Here is a 17,525-nt window from a genome sequence, read left to right as displayed (position 1 = left end):
AAGCCCACTGATTTTAGAAAGGTTTAATTGGTAGGCGCCAGAGGTGGAGCGCCTACGCAATTAGCCCAAACTTGGGTAATCGTGAAAACCAAGTTTGGCCGAAATGGTTTTACCAGCCTGTTGCAGCAGCTTGATGTAGTTTTGGAACAGGCCCTCTTCGAACCGAACCATAGGGAACGAAATGGAAATGCCGGCAATGGTATTACCAAAGCGATCATAAATTGGTGCAGCGATACAACGTAAACCTGGCTCTTGCTCTTCATTGTCTTCGCCATAATGCTGGTTTCGGACATCTTCCATACCAGCTATCAGCTCAGCAACGCTGGTGATGGTTCGCTCGGTTCGCTTCACAAATTGAGTATCTTTGCAGATTTCAGCAATCTCTTCATCGCTGCGCGCCGCCATCAGGATTTTACCAATAGCAGTGCAATAAACTGGGTTGCGGCTGCCAATGCGCGTTTGCATACAGAGGTTGTAGCTAGAGCCGTATTTGTGAACATACACAATCGAATCAGCATCCAGTACGCCAAGGTGAACCGCTTCGTGAGTTTGTTCTGAAATGGAGCGCATCGGTTCATCAGCTAACGCGGTCAGATCAACATACTCAAGCGCTTTAGCGCCCAATTCAAACAGTTTCAAAGTCAACGCATACTTATCATCATCGCCTTCCTGAGCGACGAACCCCAACCCTTTCATCGTTTGCAGAAAACGATAGGTCGTTGCTTTCGACGTCATGAGCCACTGCGATAGCTCGGTAACGCCAATTTCCTTCTGCTCAGCAAGCGCTTGCAAAATGTTGAACACTTTAAGGACCGACGAAACGGCTTCAGGCTGTGTTGATTTTTCCATGTTTAATTTTCACCTCATTCGTTGCTGAGCATTATACAGCGGAAAAGGTCATATGAAAGTAATTTCAAAAACCCATTTCATAAAATTAAAAACAAGAGCTGGATCGAGAAAAAGAAACAAAGAAATCATTTTTATGAAACATCATTTCATTTTTTATTGAAGCGTATTCCCTTTTTATGTATCGTCAAGCCCGTAGTTAACAATATGCGTGTTGTCGCGCTGTAAAATATCCTAAGGAACATTAGATGATTCTTGATTCATTTGATTTACAAGGCAAAGTTGCCATTGTTACGGGCTGCGATACAGGTTTAGGCCAAGGCATGGCGCTCAGCCTGGCCCAAGCTGGCTGTGACATCGTTGGCGTGAACATTGTGGAGCCAACAGAAACGATTGAAAAAATGGCGGAAACAGGCCGTAAATTTATCGATATTCGCGCCAATCTAATGAAGCTTGATGATATTCCCGGCATTGTCGAAAAAGCCGTTGCTGAATGTGGTCGCATCGACATTTTGGTCAATAACGCTGGCATTATTCGCCGCAATGATGCGTTGGAGTTTTCAGAGCAAGACTGGGATGACGTCATGGACATTAACGTCAAATCAGTGTTTTTCATGTCGCAGGCTGTCGCCAAGCAATTTATCGCTCAAGGCGAAGGCGGCAAAATTATCAATATTGCCTCAATGCTGTCGTTCCAAGGCGGTATTCGCGTGCCTTCCTACACCGCATCTAAAAGCGGCGTGATGGGTATTACTCGCTTAATGGCCAACGAATGGGCCGCGCAAGGAATTAACGTCAACGCCATTGCACCAGGCTACATGGCGACCAATAACACCGCCGCACTGCGTGCTGACAAAGAACGTAACCAAGCCATTTTGGATCGCATTCCTGCTGATCGCTGGGGCACACCAGAAGATTTAGCGGGGCCTTGTGTGTTCTTAGCATCTGCCGCATCAGACTATGTCAATGGCTACACCATTGCTGTCGATGGTGGCTGGCTAGCTCGCTAAGCTCTGTCGGTTGACTGAGTTTACTTTCGATCCAGCACCTTATTTGACTCTGGCAACAAGGGTTTGCCAGAGCAGACCGAAGTCTTTTGGAGTGACCAATGTTTGTATTTAATCATGAGATAAAACTCGAAGATCTGGGAGATGGTGTCTCCCGCAAAGTTCTGGCACACAGCGACAATATGATGTCTGTGGAAGTATTTTTCGAAAAAGGTGCCGTTGGCCCTATGCATACTCACCCTCACGAACAGCTGACGTACGTGTTATCCGGCGAGTTCGAATTTACCGTCGGCGATGAAGTAAAAGTCGTTCGCGCAGGCGACACCATTTACAAAAAGCCAAATATTGAGCACGGTTGTGTTTGTACTCAAGCTGGCACCCTGCTCGATACATTCACCCCAATGCGTAAAGATTTTATTTAAGCCCTGACAGAGTGTGAGCAGGCAAGTGCTCACCGGAGATAAACATGAAAATTGCACTAATGATGGAAAACAGCCAAGCAGCGAAGAACGCGATCGTCCTTGAGCAACTACAAACGGTTGTCGCCGATCAGTCTGACGTGTTTAACGTTGGTATGGCTGACGAAGCCGACCATCACCTGACTTATATTCACCTCGGCATTATGGCGAGCCTGTTGCTGAACTCGAAAGCGGTCGATTTTGTCGTCACTGGTTGTGGCACCGGCCAAGGTGCGATGATGTCTTTAAACATCCACCCCGGTGTTGTATGCGGCTATTGCCTTGATCCTTCTGATGCCTTCTTGTTTAACCAAATCAACAACGGCAATGCGCTATCGTTAGCGTTTGCCAAAGGGTTCGGTTGGGGCGCAGAGCTCAATGTCCGATACATCTTTGAGAAAGCATTCTTAACTGGTGATCGCGGCCAAGGATATCCGCTTGAACGTGCCGAGCCACAACAGCGCAATGCGTCCATTTTAAACGACGTTAAATCGGCCGTTGTCAAAGACAACTTCCTTGACGCCATGCGCGCTATCGACCAAGAGCTTGTCAAAACGGCGGTTTCTGGTGAGCGCTTCCAGCAATGCCTGTTTGACAACAGCCAAGATCCCGAGATCACCGCCTATGTTCGCGAGTTACTCGGCTAACGAATTGAATAATAAAAATTGATAAAACCATGCGCCGTCGCTCTGACGGCGCGCTTAGTGGCTAACCAATAAAGCCGCTGTTAGTTGTGTCCTTTTGATCAACAAATGTCTCTCGGTTAACTTGAGGAACCCGAAATGAGAAGTCTGCTGTCCCTAGTGGCTTTCCTGGCCCTACTTTGTACATCCTGTACATCCACAAACAACGTCGATCAATTACGGTTTATTTCCTACGATTCAGTTGCCTTAGCAAAAAACAAACAGCTCGTTGGACCGTCCAATAAAGCGTATGTGGCGTTGATAGAAGAAGCCGATGCAGCGCTAGAATCAGCTATCGATCCGGTCACCAACAAAACACTGCTTCCTGCCAGTGGCGATCCGCATGATTACTTTAGCTTTGGACCTTATTGGTGGCCGAACCCAGACACTGAAGATGGCTTGCCTTATGTCAAGCGCGACGGCGACTACAACATGGCCACGAAAACTGCGGCAACCGATAAAATGCGCATGATTCGACTGGCCAAAGAGGTCAAAGCGCTGGGACTCGCCTATTACTTCAGTGAAGACCCCAAGTATGCCGAAAAGGCCAAAGCGCAACTACGGGCCTGGTATATCAACCCAGCGACTCGGATGAATCCGAATATGAATCATGCCCAAGCGATCCCAGGGCTTGTCGATGGCCGAGGTATTGGAATCATTGATAGCCGCTTACTCATTGGCGTGATTGATAGCGTTGAGCTGATTCGTCCAACCCTAACCGATGAAGAATACAACGCCATCGTGCAATGGTTTGCCGAGCTGAAACACTGGATGCTGACCAGCAAAAACGGCCAAGAAGAAGATGCCTATTTCAACAACCATGGCACTTGGTTTGATGCTCAAGTTGTGGCTATTGCCATTTTTGTTGGCGACATCGAAGAAGCCAAAACACGTTTGCGAAATATCACCACGGGTCGTATTCAAGCGCACTTTGATGCCCACGGCGAGCAAGAAGAAGAGCTGTCTCGTACCAGACCTTGGCACTATGTCAATTTCAACTTAGAAGCCTACAGCTTGCTCGGCCGCTATGCTGATGTTCTGGGCGTTGATCTTTGGAACTTCAAAGCGGGGGATATTTCTCTTGAGCAAGGCTATCGCTTTGTTGCCGACTACGCAGCCACTGGCAAAGCTTGGCCTTACAAGGAAAAAGGTGGCTACAAACCTTATCAGGCTTACGGCAACCTGATGTATGCCAACAAAGCCTACGGCACTGCAATTTATAGCGATGCCATCGAAGCCCTGCTTCAATTTGAAAAGGCTCAGGAAGACATTCACAACCTATTGTTTTAAGGCGGTTATCCGCCTTAAACCTCAGCGAGTCAGGCAGCAACCCAATCCAAAGGCAGTGATGGAACATAGATGAAACAATTTACACAAGAGCAGATGGCGCACATCCGCAGCAAAGCGACCGATTCGATAATCGAGCAATTGCGCCAAAGCAATGAAGTGGTTCTTGCGCATGATGTTTTGGTTCCGCCCGATGGCAGAGCGACATGGAATCTCTATTACTTCTGTCCAGAGCACGGCGTTCGCTTGGAATGGGATCGCAACAAACCGACCGAGCACCGCTGCCCGGTGGATGGCGAAGTGTTTACGGGCGAACCGTACGATGGCGCATGGTGGCGTTGGCTCAATGGCTTAAACGCCAAAGCCTGCAAACAGCTGGGCCTGCTTTGGCAGATGACCGGAAACAACGACTACCTGAGCAAAGTGCGGGAAATACTCGTGCATTATGCCCGCTATTATCCGGATTACGAGGAGCATGGCGGCATTCCCTACAACGGCCCAGGTAAAGCCAATGCGCAAACCCTATGCGAAGCCAATTGCCATCTCGATTTTGCCTTGGGCTACGATTTCATCAAACAGCAGCTAAGCGACACTGAACAGGCTGCAATTGAGCAACGATTGCTGCGTGAAGGGGCCGACTTTCTGATGGATCATCGGACGGCCCAGCTTCACAACCATGAAATGAAGATCAATGCCACCGTCGGTGTTATTGGACTGATCTTAGACGACTCAAATTACTTGGAGTTTGCCCTTCATTCTAAGTACGGCATCAATTATCAGTTGAACCATGGTGTCCGTGACGATGGCTTTTGGTTCGAAGGCTCAGTTCACTACCATTACTATGCCCTTGAAGCGCTATTGGCATTCGAAAAACTGGCGCGGGGAACAAAGCACAGTTTGGTTGCCAACCCCAACTACCGAGCGATGATTGGCTTTCCACTCCAGCTGATCTTGAACACCGGTGATTTTCCTAAGCTTAACGACTGTATCGCCGGTCAGGAAAAATTAACTCACAGCCATCTGTTTGAATTCGCCTACCGCGAATTTGGTGATGAATTATTCGGTGCGGCCTTGGTTAGTATTTATCAAAACCAACCGCGAAATAATATTGATGCCCTGCTCTACGGCGTCGATGCGCTGCCCAATCTGGCACCGCTGCAAGCCGGTAGCCTGCACACAGCAGAATCAGGCATCACCTTATTACATGACGCGAGTAGCAATAACAGCTTGCTACTGAAACATTCACCCTATGGTGGCGAACATGATCACTACGATCGCCTCGGCCTTATTATCATTATGGATGGCCAGGAAATTGTTCCCGATCTGGGCACCACAGGTTATGGCGCGGAGTTGCATTATGGCTATTACAAAAATACCGCAACGCACAATACCCTAGTCGTCAATCAACAAAATCAACCGCCGATTAATCCCGAGCTAATCAATTTTGTCGCCACAGACCGCTACAGTTGGGTCGACACCGTCGCCGATTGGAATGGGCCAGAGGCCACTGTTGATAGCCACACATTGGTTGCCTGGGATGCCGACAGTTACCAACATGTGCGCTTTCGCCGCAGCATTCTGTGGTTAGGCTCTGCGGCCATAGAGATCAATCAGATCGATAACCCGCGCCGCCAACAGCTGGATTTAACGTGGCACGTCCGCGGCGAGCTCGACAGTAGCTCGGCCTCGCTCAGCAATGCAGAAAACCCGCTCACCGGCCCATTACAGCGAATGCATTCGTGCCAGACGGCTCAAGATAGTGGCGCTAACCTGCGTTTTGTTTATCAAACCAAGGCGAGCAAGCCCTATCAGCAAACCGTCATTAACCTTGGTGCTGACAGCATTCTGATGGGCAAAGCACCCGATAACCCGGCCGTCAGTGATCTGCAATACTTGCTGGTACGCAGTCGACAGGACACACTGAGAAATGTGGTACTGCATGACTTGAGCAACGGCTATCAGCTCGAAGCGGCGCTATGGCAGCGCAATTCTCTGCAATTGCAGTTGCGCCAACATGGCAAACCACTTCAATGCACCATTGACTTTGACGCCAGCTCAGTTGCGCTCGGCGCTTCTGTTGATGCAAATAACTAATAGCGAGATTCACTCGCGCTGGAGAACGAACTCACAATGAATCAATTTGAATTAACTGGAAAAGTCGCCATTGTCACAGGTTGCAGTGGCGGTTTGGGTCAAGGCATGGTGCTGGCACTGGTCGGTGCTGGCTGCAGCGTAGTTGGGGTGTCGACATCAAGGCCCCACGACACCATTGAAAAAGTACAGCAGGCCGGCGGTAAATTTTTATCACTGCAAGCTGATTTAACCTACACCAAAGAGATCCCCGATATTATCGAGCAAACCGTTAGCACCTTCGGCAAAGTCGATATTTTAGTCAACAATGCAGGCATTATCCGCCGCAATCCCGCCATTGATTTTACTGAGCAAGACTGGGATGACGTGATGGATATCAACCTCAGAACCGCGTTCTTTTTATCACAAGCGGTTGCGCGTCAATTCATTGCGCAGGGCAGCGGCGGCAAGATTATTAATATCGCATCGATGCTGTCGTTTCAGGGGGGGATTAATGTGCCTTCCTATACCGCCTCTAAAAGCGGTATTGCTGGCCTGACTCGTGCCATGGCAAATGAGTGGGCGAGCCACGGCATTAATGTCAATGCCATTGCGCCGGGTTACATGGCCACTAACAATACCAAAGCGCTGCAAGCCGATAGTGATCGAAACCAAGCCATCTTGGACCGCATTCCCGCTGGCCGTTGGGGCACTCCTGAAGACTTGGCTGGTCCCTGTGTTTTTCTAGCGTCAAAAGCATCTGACTATATCAACGGCTATACCATTGCGGTCGATGGCGGCTGGCTCGCTCGATAGTAAATACCTCTCCACACTGCTCGCTGGTTCAGTTTGCAAATCAGTGAGCACCATCTCAATTAAACAAAAAACAAAACATTGTTTTAATTTTTATATAAACACCTTTCATTTATTTATGTAACATGCATCAAAAGTCGCAATTAGTTATCGAGGTTGTTGCGTGAATTTTGATTACATCGTCATGATTGGCTATTTCGTTCTTATGGTAGCCATTAGTTTAGCCTTTAAGAAAATGGCCAGCTCTAGCTCCAGTGACTATTTCCGAGGTGGCGGAAAAATGCTTTGGTGGATGGTTGGCTCGACCGCGTTTATGACGCAATTTTCAGCATTTACCTTTACCGGAGCAGCTGGCAAGGCATTCAGTGATGGCTTTGCAGTGCTCGGCATTTTCTTTGCCAATGCTGTTGGTTATTTAATTGCTTATTTGTATTTCGCCAAGCGCTTTCGGCAGATGCGAGTGGATACACCCACCGAAGGGATTCGCGCTCGTTTTGATGCGACCAACGAGCAATTTTTCACCTGGATGATTATTCCGCTCAGTGTCGTCGTCGCTGCCGTTTGGCTCAACGGCTTGGGCGTCTTTGCCTCGGCAGTATTCGGTTCCGATATTTCCACCACGATCTGGGCTACTGGCTTGGTGGTGTTGCTGATTTCCTTGTTGAGTGGCGCATGGGGCGTTGTCGCTTCCGATTTTATTCAAACGCTGATCATTGCCATGGTATCCATCGCCTGCGCCATTGTTGCGTTAGTGAAAGTTGGCGGGCCAGTGGAGCTGGTCACCAGCTTCCCCAACGAATTTTGGATTGGCCCAGATATGAACTATCCCTTGGTCATATTCTGCTCGTTTCTATTCTTTATTGTGAAGCAATTTCAAAGCCTGAATAACATGCAGGATTCATATCGGTTCTTATCGGCAAAAGATTCGCATAACGCGTCAAAAGCCGCTTTGTTTGCCGGTTTCATGATGTTGTTTGGTTGCATCATTTGGTTTATTCCGCCTTGGGCCGCAGCAACGCTGTACCCTGATGCAGCATCCCAATATTCAAGCCTCGGCGCTAAAGCCAGAGACGCGGTCTATCTAGTATTCGCTCGCGAAGCCATGCCAATTGGTACCATTGGCCTATTAATGGCCGGCTTATTCGCAGCCACCATGTCCTCGATGGATTCCGCGCTCAATCGCAATTCAGGCATTTTCGTGCGTAGTTTTTACGCCAACATTTTGCGCCAAGGCAAAGCAAGCGATAAAGAGCAACTCAGAGCCGGTCAAGTGGTGTGTGTCGTTAATGGCCTTGCCGTGATTTTGATGGCTCAGTACTTCCTCTACCTTAAAGAGTTAAGCCTGTTTGATTTGATGATGCAGGTGACCACCCTACTGCAAGGGCCAATTTTGGTGCCCCTCTGCTTCGGCTTGATCATTAAAAACACGCCGAAGTGGGCACCGTGGGCAACCGTGGTATTTGGTGCTTTGGTTTCCTGGTCGGTGCTGAATGTGTTTACCCCTCAGGTGGTGATGGGCTGGTTTGGTGTCGAAGAGATCACGCCAAGGGAACACTCAGAGATGCTGACGATGATCACGATCGCCGCTCACTTGGTGTTTACCACCGGATTTTTCTGGGCAACGACGCTGTTTTACAACCCCGAAACCGATCCGAATCACCAAAAAACCACAAAATTTTTCAAAGACATCGAACGCGAGGTTGTTGCTGAACAACAGCATAGTGAAGTGGACCGAGCTCAATGCAAAAAGCTGGGTACCCTCATTATGGCGATGTCCAGCGGATTAGTATTGATGACGCTGATCCCCAACCCGCTGTGGGGGCGTTTGGTCTTCGCAGGCTGCGCACTCGGCGTCTTTTCAATTGGCTTCGCGCTATCGCGAAGTGGTAAGGCGCCAGCGGCATAACTGCATCAGCCAGCTCATTTAACGGCAATAAATGAGCTGGCTTTACCGTACCTCGGTTCATTTAATCATGCACAGGGAAAAGTTAGCGTTTCGCGCTATCGGGAGTGTCAAAACAATACAATAGGTCGACCGATATGAAGTACCCTAACCTATCGATATGCATCACTTTATTCGTTTTATCTCTTGCTCCCCACCTCACTGTCCAAGCAACTCAATTGAGTTACATCCCGTTTGAAGCGACCAAAGATAAGTACCCATTTGAGTTAGTCCAATTTCTGCTAAGCAAGATTGAGCACGATTACAGCTTTCAACCAATTGCAGCAACATCCATGGTGGGCAGTCGACAAGTTTCGGAAGTGCAACGGGGCAATTTATCGTTCGCGGCCTTATCGACCTCCAATGACATAGAAGCCAAGCTGCGACCGATTCGAATTCCGATTTACAAAGGCCTACTCGGGCATCGTATTTTCCTGATCCGAAGTGGTGAACAAAGTCGCTTTGAAAACATCACCCAGCTTGCTGAGCTAAAGCGATTTACCGCTGGGCAAGGGCGCTTTTGGGGCAGCACCCCTGTATTTAAAAATGCCGGCATGCCGACTATTACGCCGACCAAGTACAAGTCATTGTTTTACATGTTAGACGGTGAGCGCTTCGACTATTTCCCTCGGGGTATTTTGGAAATATATAGCGAACTGGCACAGTACGCCGACCTCAATTTGGCAATCGAGCCGAACCTCATGTTGGTCTACCCAACCGCCATGTATTTGTTTACATCGAAAGAAAACGAAGCGTTCGCCGCTGATTTGGAGAGCGCCTTCAACTTAGCCATTAGCGACGGCAGTTTTGATCAATGGTTTTACAATCATCCGATGATTAAAGAAGCGTTATCGAAGGTCAACATCGCCAGCCGTAAGATACTCCACATCGATAACCCGCTGCTGCCGTCAGCCACGCCGCTCGAGCGCAACGCGCTATGGTTTAACAGTCAATCACATTGAATTGCTTGATCCAGCTGAGCCACACAGAGCCCACAGCAAGGACGACAAAAGACTCATACCGAGGAGAAACATGAATCAAGATTACATTCACCCGAACTTTCTCTTAGGCTCCGAACTGGCGCGGCGTTTATATCATGACGTGGCTGCTGGTTTGCCCATCATTGATTTTCACAATCATATCGAAGCGAAAGACATATGGCTGGACACACAGCACCAAAACCTTGCCCAAGCATGGCTTTACAGTGACCACTATGTGTGGCGAGCCATGCGCAGCAATGGCATTGCCGAGCACTACATCACCGGCAATGCCAGCGATCTGGATAAATTTACCAAGTGGTGTGAGGCCGTCCCTTACTTAATCGGCAACCCGCTCTATCAATGGTCGCACTTAGAATTGAGTCGCTTTTTTGATTGCCAGTTATTAATCAACCCGAGTAATCAATCGGCCATTTGGCAACAGTCGAATCAGGTGTTTAGCACTGGCAAAAATAGCACCCGTAGCATTCTCCAGCGGCTCAACGTCGAAACACTTTGCACCACAGATTCGCCGTTATCCAGCCTCGAGTACCATACCGCTCTGGCGCAATCAGCGTTTAATGTGCAGGTATTACCGACTTTTCGCGCTGATGAATTGTTTTGCTTTGCAAGCCCTGAAAAATTCCACGAGGTATTGAATCAACTATCGAGCCTATCCAACATCGCTATCGAGCGTTTCGACAGCTATCTCGAAGCCATTGAATCCAGGCTCAATCACTTTCATCAGTGTGGGTGCCGGCTTTCCGATTTGGGCTTGCCGCAGGTAAGCTACCAGCCATGCTCTTTACCTGCCGCACGAGCTATTTTTGATAAATTCCTCGCCGATCAGCCAGTCACCGCGAGTGAATTGGTCCAATTATCGTCTCGCTTGTTTGTTGAGTTAGGCAAGCGATACTTCGAGCTCGGCTGGAGTATGCAGCTGCATATTGGCGTGCTAATGAATGTCAACCAACGCCGACTTTCTCAGCTTGGTGCAGGAACTGGCTTTAGCGTCATCAATACTCAGTCAATCGCGGCTCCGCTGTCGCATCTGTTGAGTGATTTAGATGCATCGGCCTGCTTACCCAATACCGTTTTGTACAACCTGAATCCGACCGACAATGCCGTTTTGGCTTGTATCGCTGGCGCATTCCAAGATAGTGACACCGCTGCTGGTAAAGTTCAGCTCGGTGCGGCCTGGTGGTTTAATGATCATAAAGATGGGATGGAGTCTCAGCTAACGACGCTCAAGAATTTGGGCGCTCTGGGCCGGTTCGTTGGGATGTTGACCGATTCCCGCAACATATTTTCATTCTGCCGCCACGAATATTTTAGGCGGGTGCTGTGCAATCTATTGGCAACATGGGTCGAGGCTGGCGAAATCCCCAATGACCAAGATCTGCTCAAGCAAACAATCGAGAATATCTGCTATTACAACGCCAAGCGCTACTTTCGCTTCGATTAATCTAGGGGTTGCTGGTTTTGACACACGCCAATCGCCAGCAGCCCCTGTGTTGGCGCATCTAATAACTGCGGACTTTTATATAACCACAGTTGTTATTGGCCTGAACAATGAACGTATCGCCACTGAGCGAGTTAAAGGCGTGGTAATTCGATGAAATTGTCGCAACCACCGAGCTATTGTCGACCGACACCAATTCACCTCTGAAATCACACGAGTTATTTTCGTCACTATCCCATGCCTGAACGGTAGACCCCGCCACATCACGCTCAAACCGAATGCAGTTGGTTAGCGCTAAATCCACCTCGGTCTTTTCGCCCCAGACAAGGTCCAACGTGCCGGAACAATCGCCGCTCGGAGCTGTCGGTGGATCTTCCGGCTCAGTTGGCGGATCTGGAGTTGGTTCCGGATCGGGCTCGGGATCGGTCGGCACTGAACCACAGCCACCGTCAAGTTCGTCAAAACACGGATAAACCTTGGCGGGCTTTTCGATGCTCGAATCTAACTGGTCATCCCACTTCTTGTTCTGGTAATCCGCTTTGACGATTTTAGTGCCGCCGTCTAAGCGCACATTGTTCACGGCATGAACCGTTTCTTCGAGCATATGGAAAATAGCGCTGTCAGCAGCCAGGGTGAACTCGTTGTTATACACATTGGAGTTACGATGCTCTTGATAGGTAAAAATTGCGTGGTCTAGATCGCTATCGTTTGCCCAATCCATTTTGTTATGGCGGACAATATTGTTCGTGCCTTTCAGGTCAATGAAACTATCAGCGGCAGGATTGCCCGCGGTACCAATAATTCCTTTTGCTGAGATGTAGTTCGATTCAATGACAGTGCCTCTGGTTCCTGATTTAACGTCAAAGGCCTCGGCGGTCACATTCGGGCCAATGGTACAGCCACCGATACGATTATCATTGCTGTGATCGAGCTTGGCTGACGTGTGGCCATCGTGGGTGCCAACATACACCGCTTCACCATAACCCTCGCCGCCTGAGCGTTTGCCAGTATCGTGGATGTAGCAATTGGACAACTCATTGTCGGAGCTGAAATATCGAAAGTGCACCGCTTCTGCACCAATGTTGGCGATCTCAACGTTATCGATGGCATTGTTATTCGCACCTTCGAGCATGATGCCTTTTTGCGCTGTGGAGAATTTCAGATCTTTAATGACCCAATGATCCCCCTTGAGATAAAACACATAGCCTGAATCAACATTCTCGCCCATCAACACTTGCTTGTTGTTCGTCGATAGACTTCGCAGCGTGATCGGCGCATTTTCATTGCCACTTCTGTCGCTGAAAAAATGAGCTTTTGAGCTACCACTCGCAGTTGAATTCTTGTTACCGACATAGCTTCCGGGGTTGACTACAATTTCGTCCCCAGCTTGCGCGGTTCTCAAGGCTTGTTGCAGCTGCGCGGCATCGTATACATCAATTCTTTCTGCCGAGAAAGCGCATGATGAACTCATCATCAAAGCCAGTACTGCACTTTTTTCTAATCCAGTTTTACTAAACAATAGATTTGGCATAATTACCTCAGTTACTTTTAACTCATTGTTTTTATGGTTAATACCTCTATGGCTAATGGTTTTTCAGGCAGCACTACCCTATTCAATTAACGGCTTGTTAATTAAAGAGTTGCCTGAACATCGAACATTTGCCGCAAAGGGAACAGCAATTACTTTTAAAAAGTGGCGGTGTCGCCTAGTTGAGTGGAGCCACCTGCAAAGCAGGTGGCTAATGGTCGTTAGTTAAGAGTGAAACCAAGACCTACATGCGGTATCGCAAACTCACGTAATATTTGCGGCCACTGTGCTCAATCTGGTTGTAGGCACCTGGCGCAACACGGTACTGCAGTGCAGGCTCTTCAGTGAGGTTCATCACTTGCGCTTTAGCGGTAAAGTTATCGTTGATCTTGTAGCTCAAGCTCAAATCCAGAGACTTCTGGCCTTCAACAAAACGGTTGGTTTGACCCAAGTTAGAACCAAATGGCTTCAAGTATTCTGAACGGTATTTATAGGCAATACGCGCAGCAACCGATTCACCTTCCCAGTACAATTGAGCGTTCGCAACATGCTCAGACAAGCCCGGCAAGTTGCCCGGTTTCACTTGAGCTTGGACTTCTTCTGGAATGCTTGAACCAGCTTCAGGCGTTTCATAGTCTGAATCTGCGTAGTTATAACTACCAGAGAAACCAAGCCCATCAAACGGCGCAGGTAATTCAACGAATTGGTGCACTAAGGACACTTCAAAGCCTTTGATATCCGATTCATCGCTAAAGATGGTCGGCGTGTTCTTAATTTCAGCGTCGTAATCTTGGCCGTCTACCGTGACCGTATCCATCACCGTTGAGGCGCCAATTCGTGCTTCAAACCACTTCTTGTACAAGGCAACGGACAACATACTTTCATCGCCAAAGTACCAGTTCACACCGAATTCAGCGTTGTCCGATTCCAGCAACTCAAGATTTGGGTTACCTTTTGAAGTGACATCATCAAGTGCATCTTCAACAGACTCGTAGCCCTCATCAGAAGCGTCGATGTTGACATCGCGTCCAGCACCGTAGAACCACATATCTGGACGAGAAACCGCCTTGTAAGCGGCAAACCGCAATGCCACATCTTCGTGAACTTCCAAGGTCATATTCAAACTTGGCAGCAGGTTGCTGAAGTCGTTGTCATAGCGCTGTCGCTCAAAGCCGTCTACCGGCGTCAAGATATAAAAGCCTTCGTCGTTCACTTCTGAGGTGTAAGCTTGCGACACACCTGTTGAAGTGATGTCAGTTTTCACATAACGGGCGCCCACATTACCAGTGAGGTAGTAGTCACCAAGATCAGTCTCAAAGTCAGACATCAAATAGAAAGCAGTAATGTCTTCAGTCAGATCCACATCGCCATCGGATGGCGATTTGGCATCAGGCATCAACTCTTGATCACCGATAACGATGTTGTAGCCACAGCGAGTATTAATGGCTGCCCATTCAGTGAACGGTGCTTTGGAGTCATCGCCGTAGTCTTTTTGCGGCCAAGAAATGGAGCACTGCTCTTCGGTATCAACCAGCGCCTGAGCTTTGTCAGCGGGCTTGGCTGAAACGCGAGCTTCTTGGTAGTTTTGATGGTCGCGCGTTGAGTAAGCAATGCCCGAGCGGATTGTTTTGAAGATGGCTCCATCAAGGAAATAGTTTGCATCGAGCTTGAAGCTCTTGATTTCATCTTCAACGTCTAACCGGTACTTCCTCGCTTCGCTGTCATCGTTGTAGAAAGACAGCGATTTGATATCTTCAGAAAATGATTCAAGTGGCGCGCCCCCAAAACCATCGAGGACGGTGATATTAGGGAAGTCGCCGTTAGTGCCTTTTTCCCAGTCAAAGTATTTGCGCTTGCTGCGGAAACGAACGTAAGTTCGGTCCTGATAGCGCTCCGTTCCCGAATAGGCGGCATCGGCAATCAAGCTCAGATCATCGGTCACTTGCCAGTTTACGTTGACACCAAAGCCTTTGTATTTTTCGTCTCGCTCACGATATTCATTGGTATTGCCGATACGAGTTTCGCCGCTGTAGCTTTGCAGCACGTTGTTCTTATCGACAGTCCAGTCGTGAATTTTTCTGCGGCCATCATCAAAGCTCAGATCATGGCGATCTTCATAGTAAAAACGCTTTGACCATTGGGCATCGACATTGACATCTACGTCGCTATTGGGCTGCCACTGAATGGCACCAATAACAGCATCAAGATCTTCAACCGACTCCATCTGCCGATAGCTTTGCATGTTGGAAATGAAGTAGTAGTCGCCATTTTCAGGAGCACCGCCATTGGCCGCTTCATTACTGTCTTTAAAGCTACAGTTACTGCCGCCATCAACGGCGTAGTCAGAATTACAAGGACGCAACGTTGAGCTACCAACAAAGGTATCTTCCGGACGTGGACTTTTACCTCCGGCATAGCCCACGGCAAAACCAAACTGTTGGTCGCCGGCAATCTCAAAACTATTGACGTAGCTGAACGAAAGACGATGACCAAAGCCATCGTCGCCTTTTTGCTTTGCTTGATAATCTGCGTAGCTCGCTTTCGCTTCCGCCTGAAGACGCTCTTTACCGTAATCAATCGGACGAATCGTGCCCAATTCGACCGTACCTGATACGCCACCTTCGAGTAATTCAGCGGACTGAGATTTGTAAACCTTGACGCCATTTACCAATTCAGAAGGGAACTGGCTAAACGCAACGCTACGGTTACCACTACCTGATGAGATAGCGCGTCCGTTGATGGTGGACATACCAAGAAAAGGTCCCAAACCACGAATTGAGATTTCGCTAGCACCGCCTTTAAAGCGATCAGCAGTCACACCAGTGATCCGCTCAAGTGTTTCCGCAATTGAGTTATCTGGCAGCGCACCAATGTCCTTTAACGACACGGCATCAACTAGGTTTGCCTCAGAGCGCTTGGTATTGATTGAGCTAAGCGATGAAGCCCTCATTCCAGAAATCGAGATGACTTCTGTTTCTTCGGTGATTTCTGGTTCGTTATCAGCTGCGTACGCACCGATGCTGGCTAGGCCAATCATGGTGCTGAGTAGTGTTTTTTTAAAGCTGGGTAATAAATGTGTTTGTTGAGTGGCCAAAATTTGAACTCCTTGAATTAGAATTTTTATGGTTTATCCCACCACGGAAATTCCCATAGCCTTACTAAAATTCGCATTTGAAAGTAGCAAAACAAAACATCAACAAAAAGCTAACAACTCAACAGTTGTGATCTAAAACCTATTTTGTGAAACATTGTTTCGTTTTTATTTTTAGAGATCACAATTTTTGCAGATATAGCGATTTACTTTAATCTAATCGCGCTTGATTGCAGCAACATTCAACAACAAATTCTGGCCAGCTCGCTCATCAGATTGGCGAACAAAAGCGCCGGTGACACACAAGATTGGTCGCCTCTAAGTTGATAAAACCGACAGGTTCCCACCAACAGAAAAACAAAATAAAAATGATACAAATCAATAAACTAATGACAAGCACATTGATAATTTGTTTGCTATTGACACGACTAAAAAAGAAAAGGCAGCGCAAACTGATTGCGCTGCCAAGTCCGCAAGGGGGAGGATTTGCTGAGCATCGCCACCAAGCAACTCAGCAAAAATTGGGACTGAATAGTGTTGCTATACCCAAATCACACAAAGGCACAGCAATACCCACAAATTGATACTAACACTGCAAAAATATAAATAACAAAACTTTTTGAAACGATGTTTTATTTTTATATTTAAAATTAAATATAACAAAGAAATAACGTGACGAAAACTTTACACTCCATTTTTTAAGCGTGATTTTCGTCACATCATTTCGTTAACACCAGCTATTTATTAGCAAGCTGGCATGCGTTTGTAATGGCATCCCAATCTTGATTTTGAACCCAGTTTTTCTGAACAACCCAGGTACCACCAACAGCTACCACATTTGCCAGCGATAGAAATTCGTCTTTGTTGTCCTGGTTTATGCCGCCAGTCGGACAAAACTTAACATCACGGAACACGCTAGCGACGGCTCGCAAAAATGCCGTCCCTCCAGCGAGAGCGGCAGGAAATAGCTTCACTTCATGAAAGCCTGCATCTCGGGCCAAGGCAATATCAGCGCAATTAGATACCCCAGGAATGGCTGGCACCCCACATTCTTTTAACGCCTCGAGTAAAGCCGGCGTCACACAAGGCGTCACAATGTAATCAGCCCCTGCGCCAACCGCTTGCGATAAAATCTCAGCATCCAATACGGTGCCCGCCCCCACGGTTAGGCTTGGGTGCGCGTTTTTAATTGCTGTTAAGGCTTCTAGCGAAGCGTCTGATCGCAACACCACTTCCACAACATGCAAGCCAGCTTTCGCCATTGCTCCTGCTATTGCCACTCCTTCATTCACTGTATCCGCTTGAATAATTGGCAATAGTGTTTGCCCTGCCATCAGCTCAGAAAACTGTTTCATGTAATT

General features: G+C 48.0%; 13 protein-coding genes. 9 read left to right on the top strand and 4 right to left on the bottom strand.

The features are described from left to right. Positions 1-60: 60 nt before the first annotated feature. Positions 61-849 carry a DNA-binding transcriptional regulator KdgR gene (gene kdgR / locus IC617_RS02570; RefSeq protein ID WP_191143420.1) on the bottom strand — a complete coding sequence of 263 codons (789 nt, stop codon included), beginning with the start codon at positions 847-849 and terminating at the stop codon, positions 61-63. 245 nt (positions 850-1,094) lie between these two features. Between kdgR and kduD (IC617_RS02565) the strand changes: the two genes are divergently transcribed. The 9 genes from kduD (IC617_RS02565) (at position 1,095) to uxaC (ending at position 11,548) form a co-directional block, all read left to right on the top strand. Further along, complete coding sequence (gene kduD, locus IC617_RS02565; RefSeq protein WP_191143419.1) at positions 1,095-1,856, top strand: 2-dehydro-3-deoxy-D-gluconate 5-dehydrogenase KduD; 762 nt, start codon at positions 1,095-1,097, stop codon at positions 1,854-1,856. A 98-nt stretch (positions 1,857-1,954) separates the two neighbouring features. Beyond that, positions 1,955-2,275 (top strand): cupin domain-containing protein, encoded by a 321-nt coding sequence (locus IC617_RS02560; RefSeq protein ID WP_191143418.1) that lies wholly within the window; start codon positions 1,955-1,957, stop codon positions 2,273-2,275. Positions 2,276-2,319: 44 nt separating this feature from the next. After that, positions 2,320-2,958 carry an RpiB/LacA/LacB family sugar-phosphate isomerase gene (locus IC617_RS02555; RefSeq protein ID WP_191143417.1) on the top strand — a complete coding sequence of 213 codons (639 nt, stop codon included), beginning with the start codon at positions 2,320-2,322 and terminating at the stop codon, positions 2,956-2,958. A gap of 288 nt (positions 2,959-3,246) precedes the next feature. After that, positions 3,247-4,284: an alginate lyase family protein gene (locus IC617_RS02550; protein ID WP_191143416.1), complete on the top strand. Its 1,038-nt coding sequence runs from the start codon at positions 3,247-3,249 to the stop codon at positions 4,282-4,284. Between the two features lie 69 nt (positions 4,285-4,353). Next, positions 4,354-6,375, top strand: a complete 2,022-nt coding sequence (locus tag IC617_RS02545; protein WP_191143415.1) for a heparinase II/III domain-containing protein — start codon at positions 4,354-4,356, stop codon at positions 6,373-6,375. A gap of 36 nt (positions 6,376-6,411) precedes the next feature. Then, complete coding sequence (kduD, locus tag IC617_RS02540; protein ID WP_191143414.1) at positions 6,412-7,167, top strand: 2-dehydro-3-deoxy-D-gluconate 5-dehydrogenase KduD; 756 nt, start codon at positions 6,412-6,414, stop codon at positions 7,165-7,167. Between the two features lie 160 nt (positions 7,168-7,327). Further along, on the top strand, positions 7,328-9,070 hold the full coding sequence (locus IC617_RS02535) for a sodium:solute symporter family transporter (protein ID WP_191143413.1): 1,743 nt from the start codon (positions 7,328-7,330) through the stop codon (positions 9,068-9,070). 134 nt (positions 9,071-9,204) lie between these two features. Beyond that, the gene (locus IC617_RS02530) at positions 9,205-10,068 is read left to right on the top strand and encodes a transporter substrate-binding domain-containing protein (RefSeq protein ID WP_191143412.1); all 864 of its coding nucleotides are present in this window, start codon (positions 9,205-9,207) and stop codon (positions 10,066-10,068) included. Between the two features lie 70 nt (positions 10,069-10,138). Further along, positions 10,139-11,548, top strand: coding sequence for a glucuronate isomerase (gene uxaC, locus IC617_RS02525; protein ID WP_191143411.1), 1,410 nt, complete (start codon positions 10,139-10,141; stop codon positions 11,546-11,548). A gap of 58 nt (positions 11,549-11,606) precedes the next feature. Here the strand turns inward: uxaC and IC617_RS02520 are convergent, their stop codons facing one another. From IC617_RS02520 to eda, 3 genes are all read right to left on the bottom strand, one after another. Next, entirely contained in the window at positions 11,607-13,076 is a 1,470-nt protein-coding gene (locus IC617_RS02520; protein ID WP_191143410.1) for a right-handed parallel beta-helix repeat-containing protein, read from the bottom strand. 241 nt (positions 13,077-13,317) lie between these two features. After that, entirely contained in the window at positions 13,318-16,167 is a 2,850-nt protein-coding gene (locus IC617_RS02515) for a TonB-dependent receptor (RefSeq protein ID WP_224745740.1), read from the bottom strand. A gap of 734 nt (positions 16,168-16,901) precedes the next feature. Next, positions 16,902-17,519, bottom strand: a complete 618-nt coding sequence (gene eda / locus IC617_RS02510; protein WP_191143409.1) for a bifunctional 4-hydroxy-2-oxoglutarate aldolase/2-dehydro-3-deoxy-phosphogluconate aldolase — start codon at positions 17,517-17,519, stop codon at positions 16,902-16,904. Positions 17,520-17,525 lie beyond the last annotated feature (6 nt).

The organism is Neiella litorisoli, from assembly GCF_014773395.1.
In the GTDB taxonomy this organism is placed as follows: Bacteria; Pseudomonadota; Gammaproteobacteria; order Enterobacterales; family Neiellaceae; genus Neiella; species Neiella litorisoli.
The sequence above is the reverse complement of the archived record's forward strand: the minus strand, read 5'-3'. Positions and strand labels throughout refer to the sequence as shown.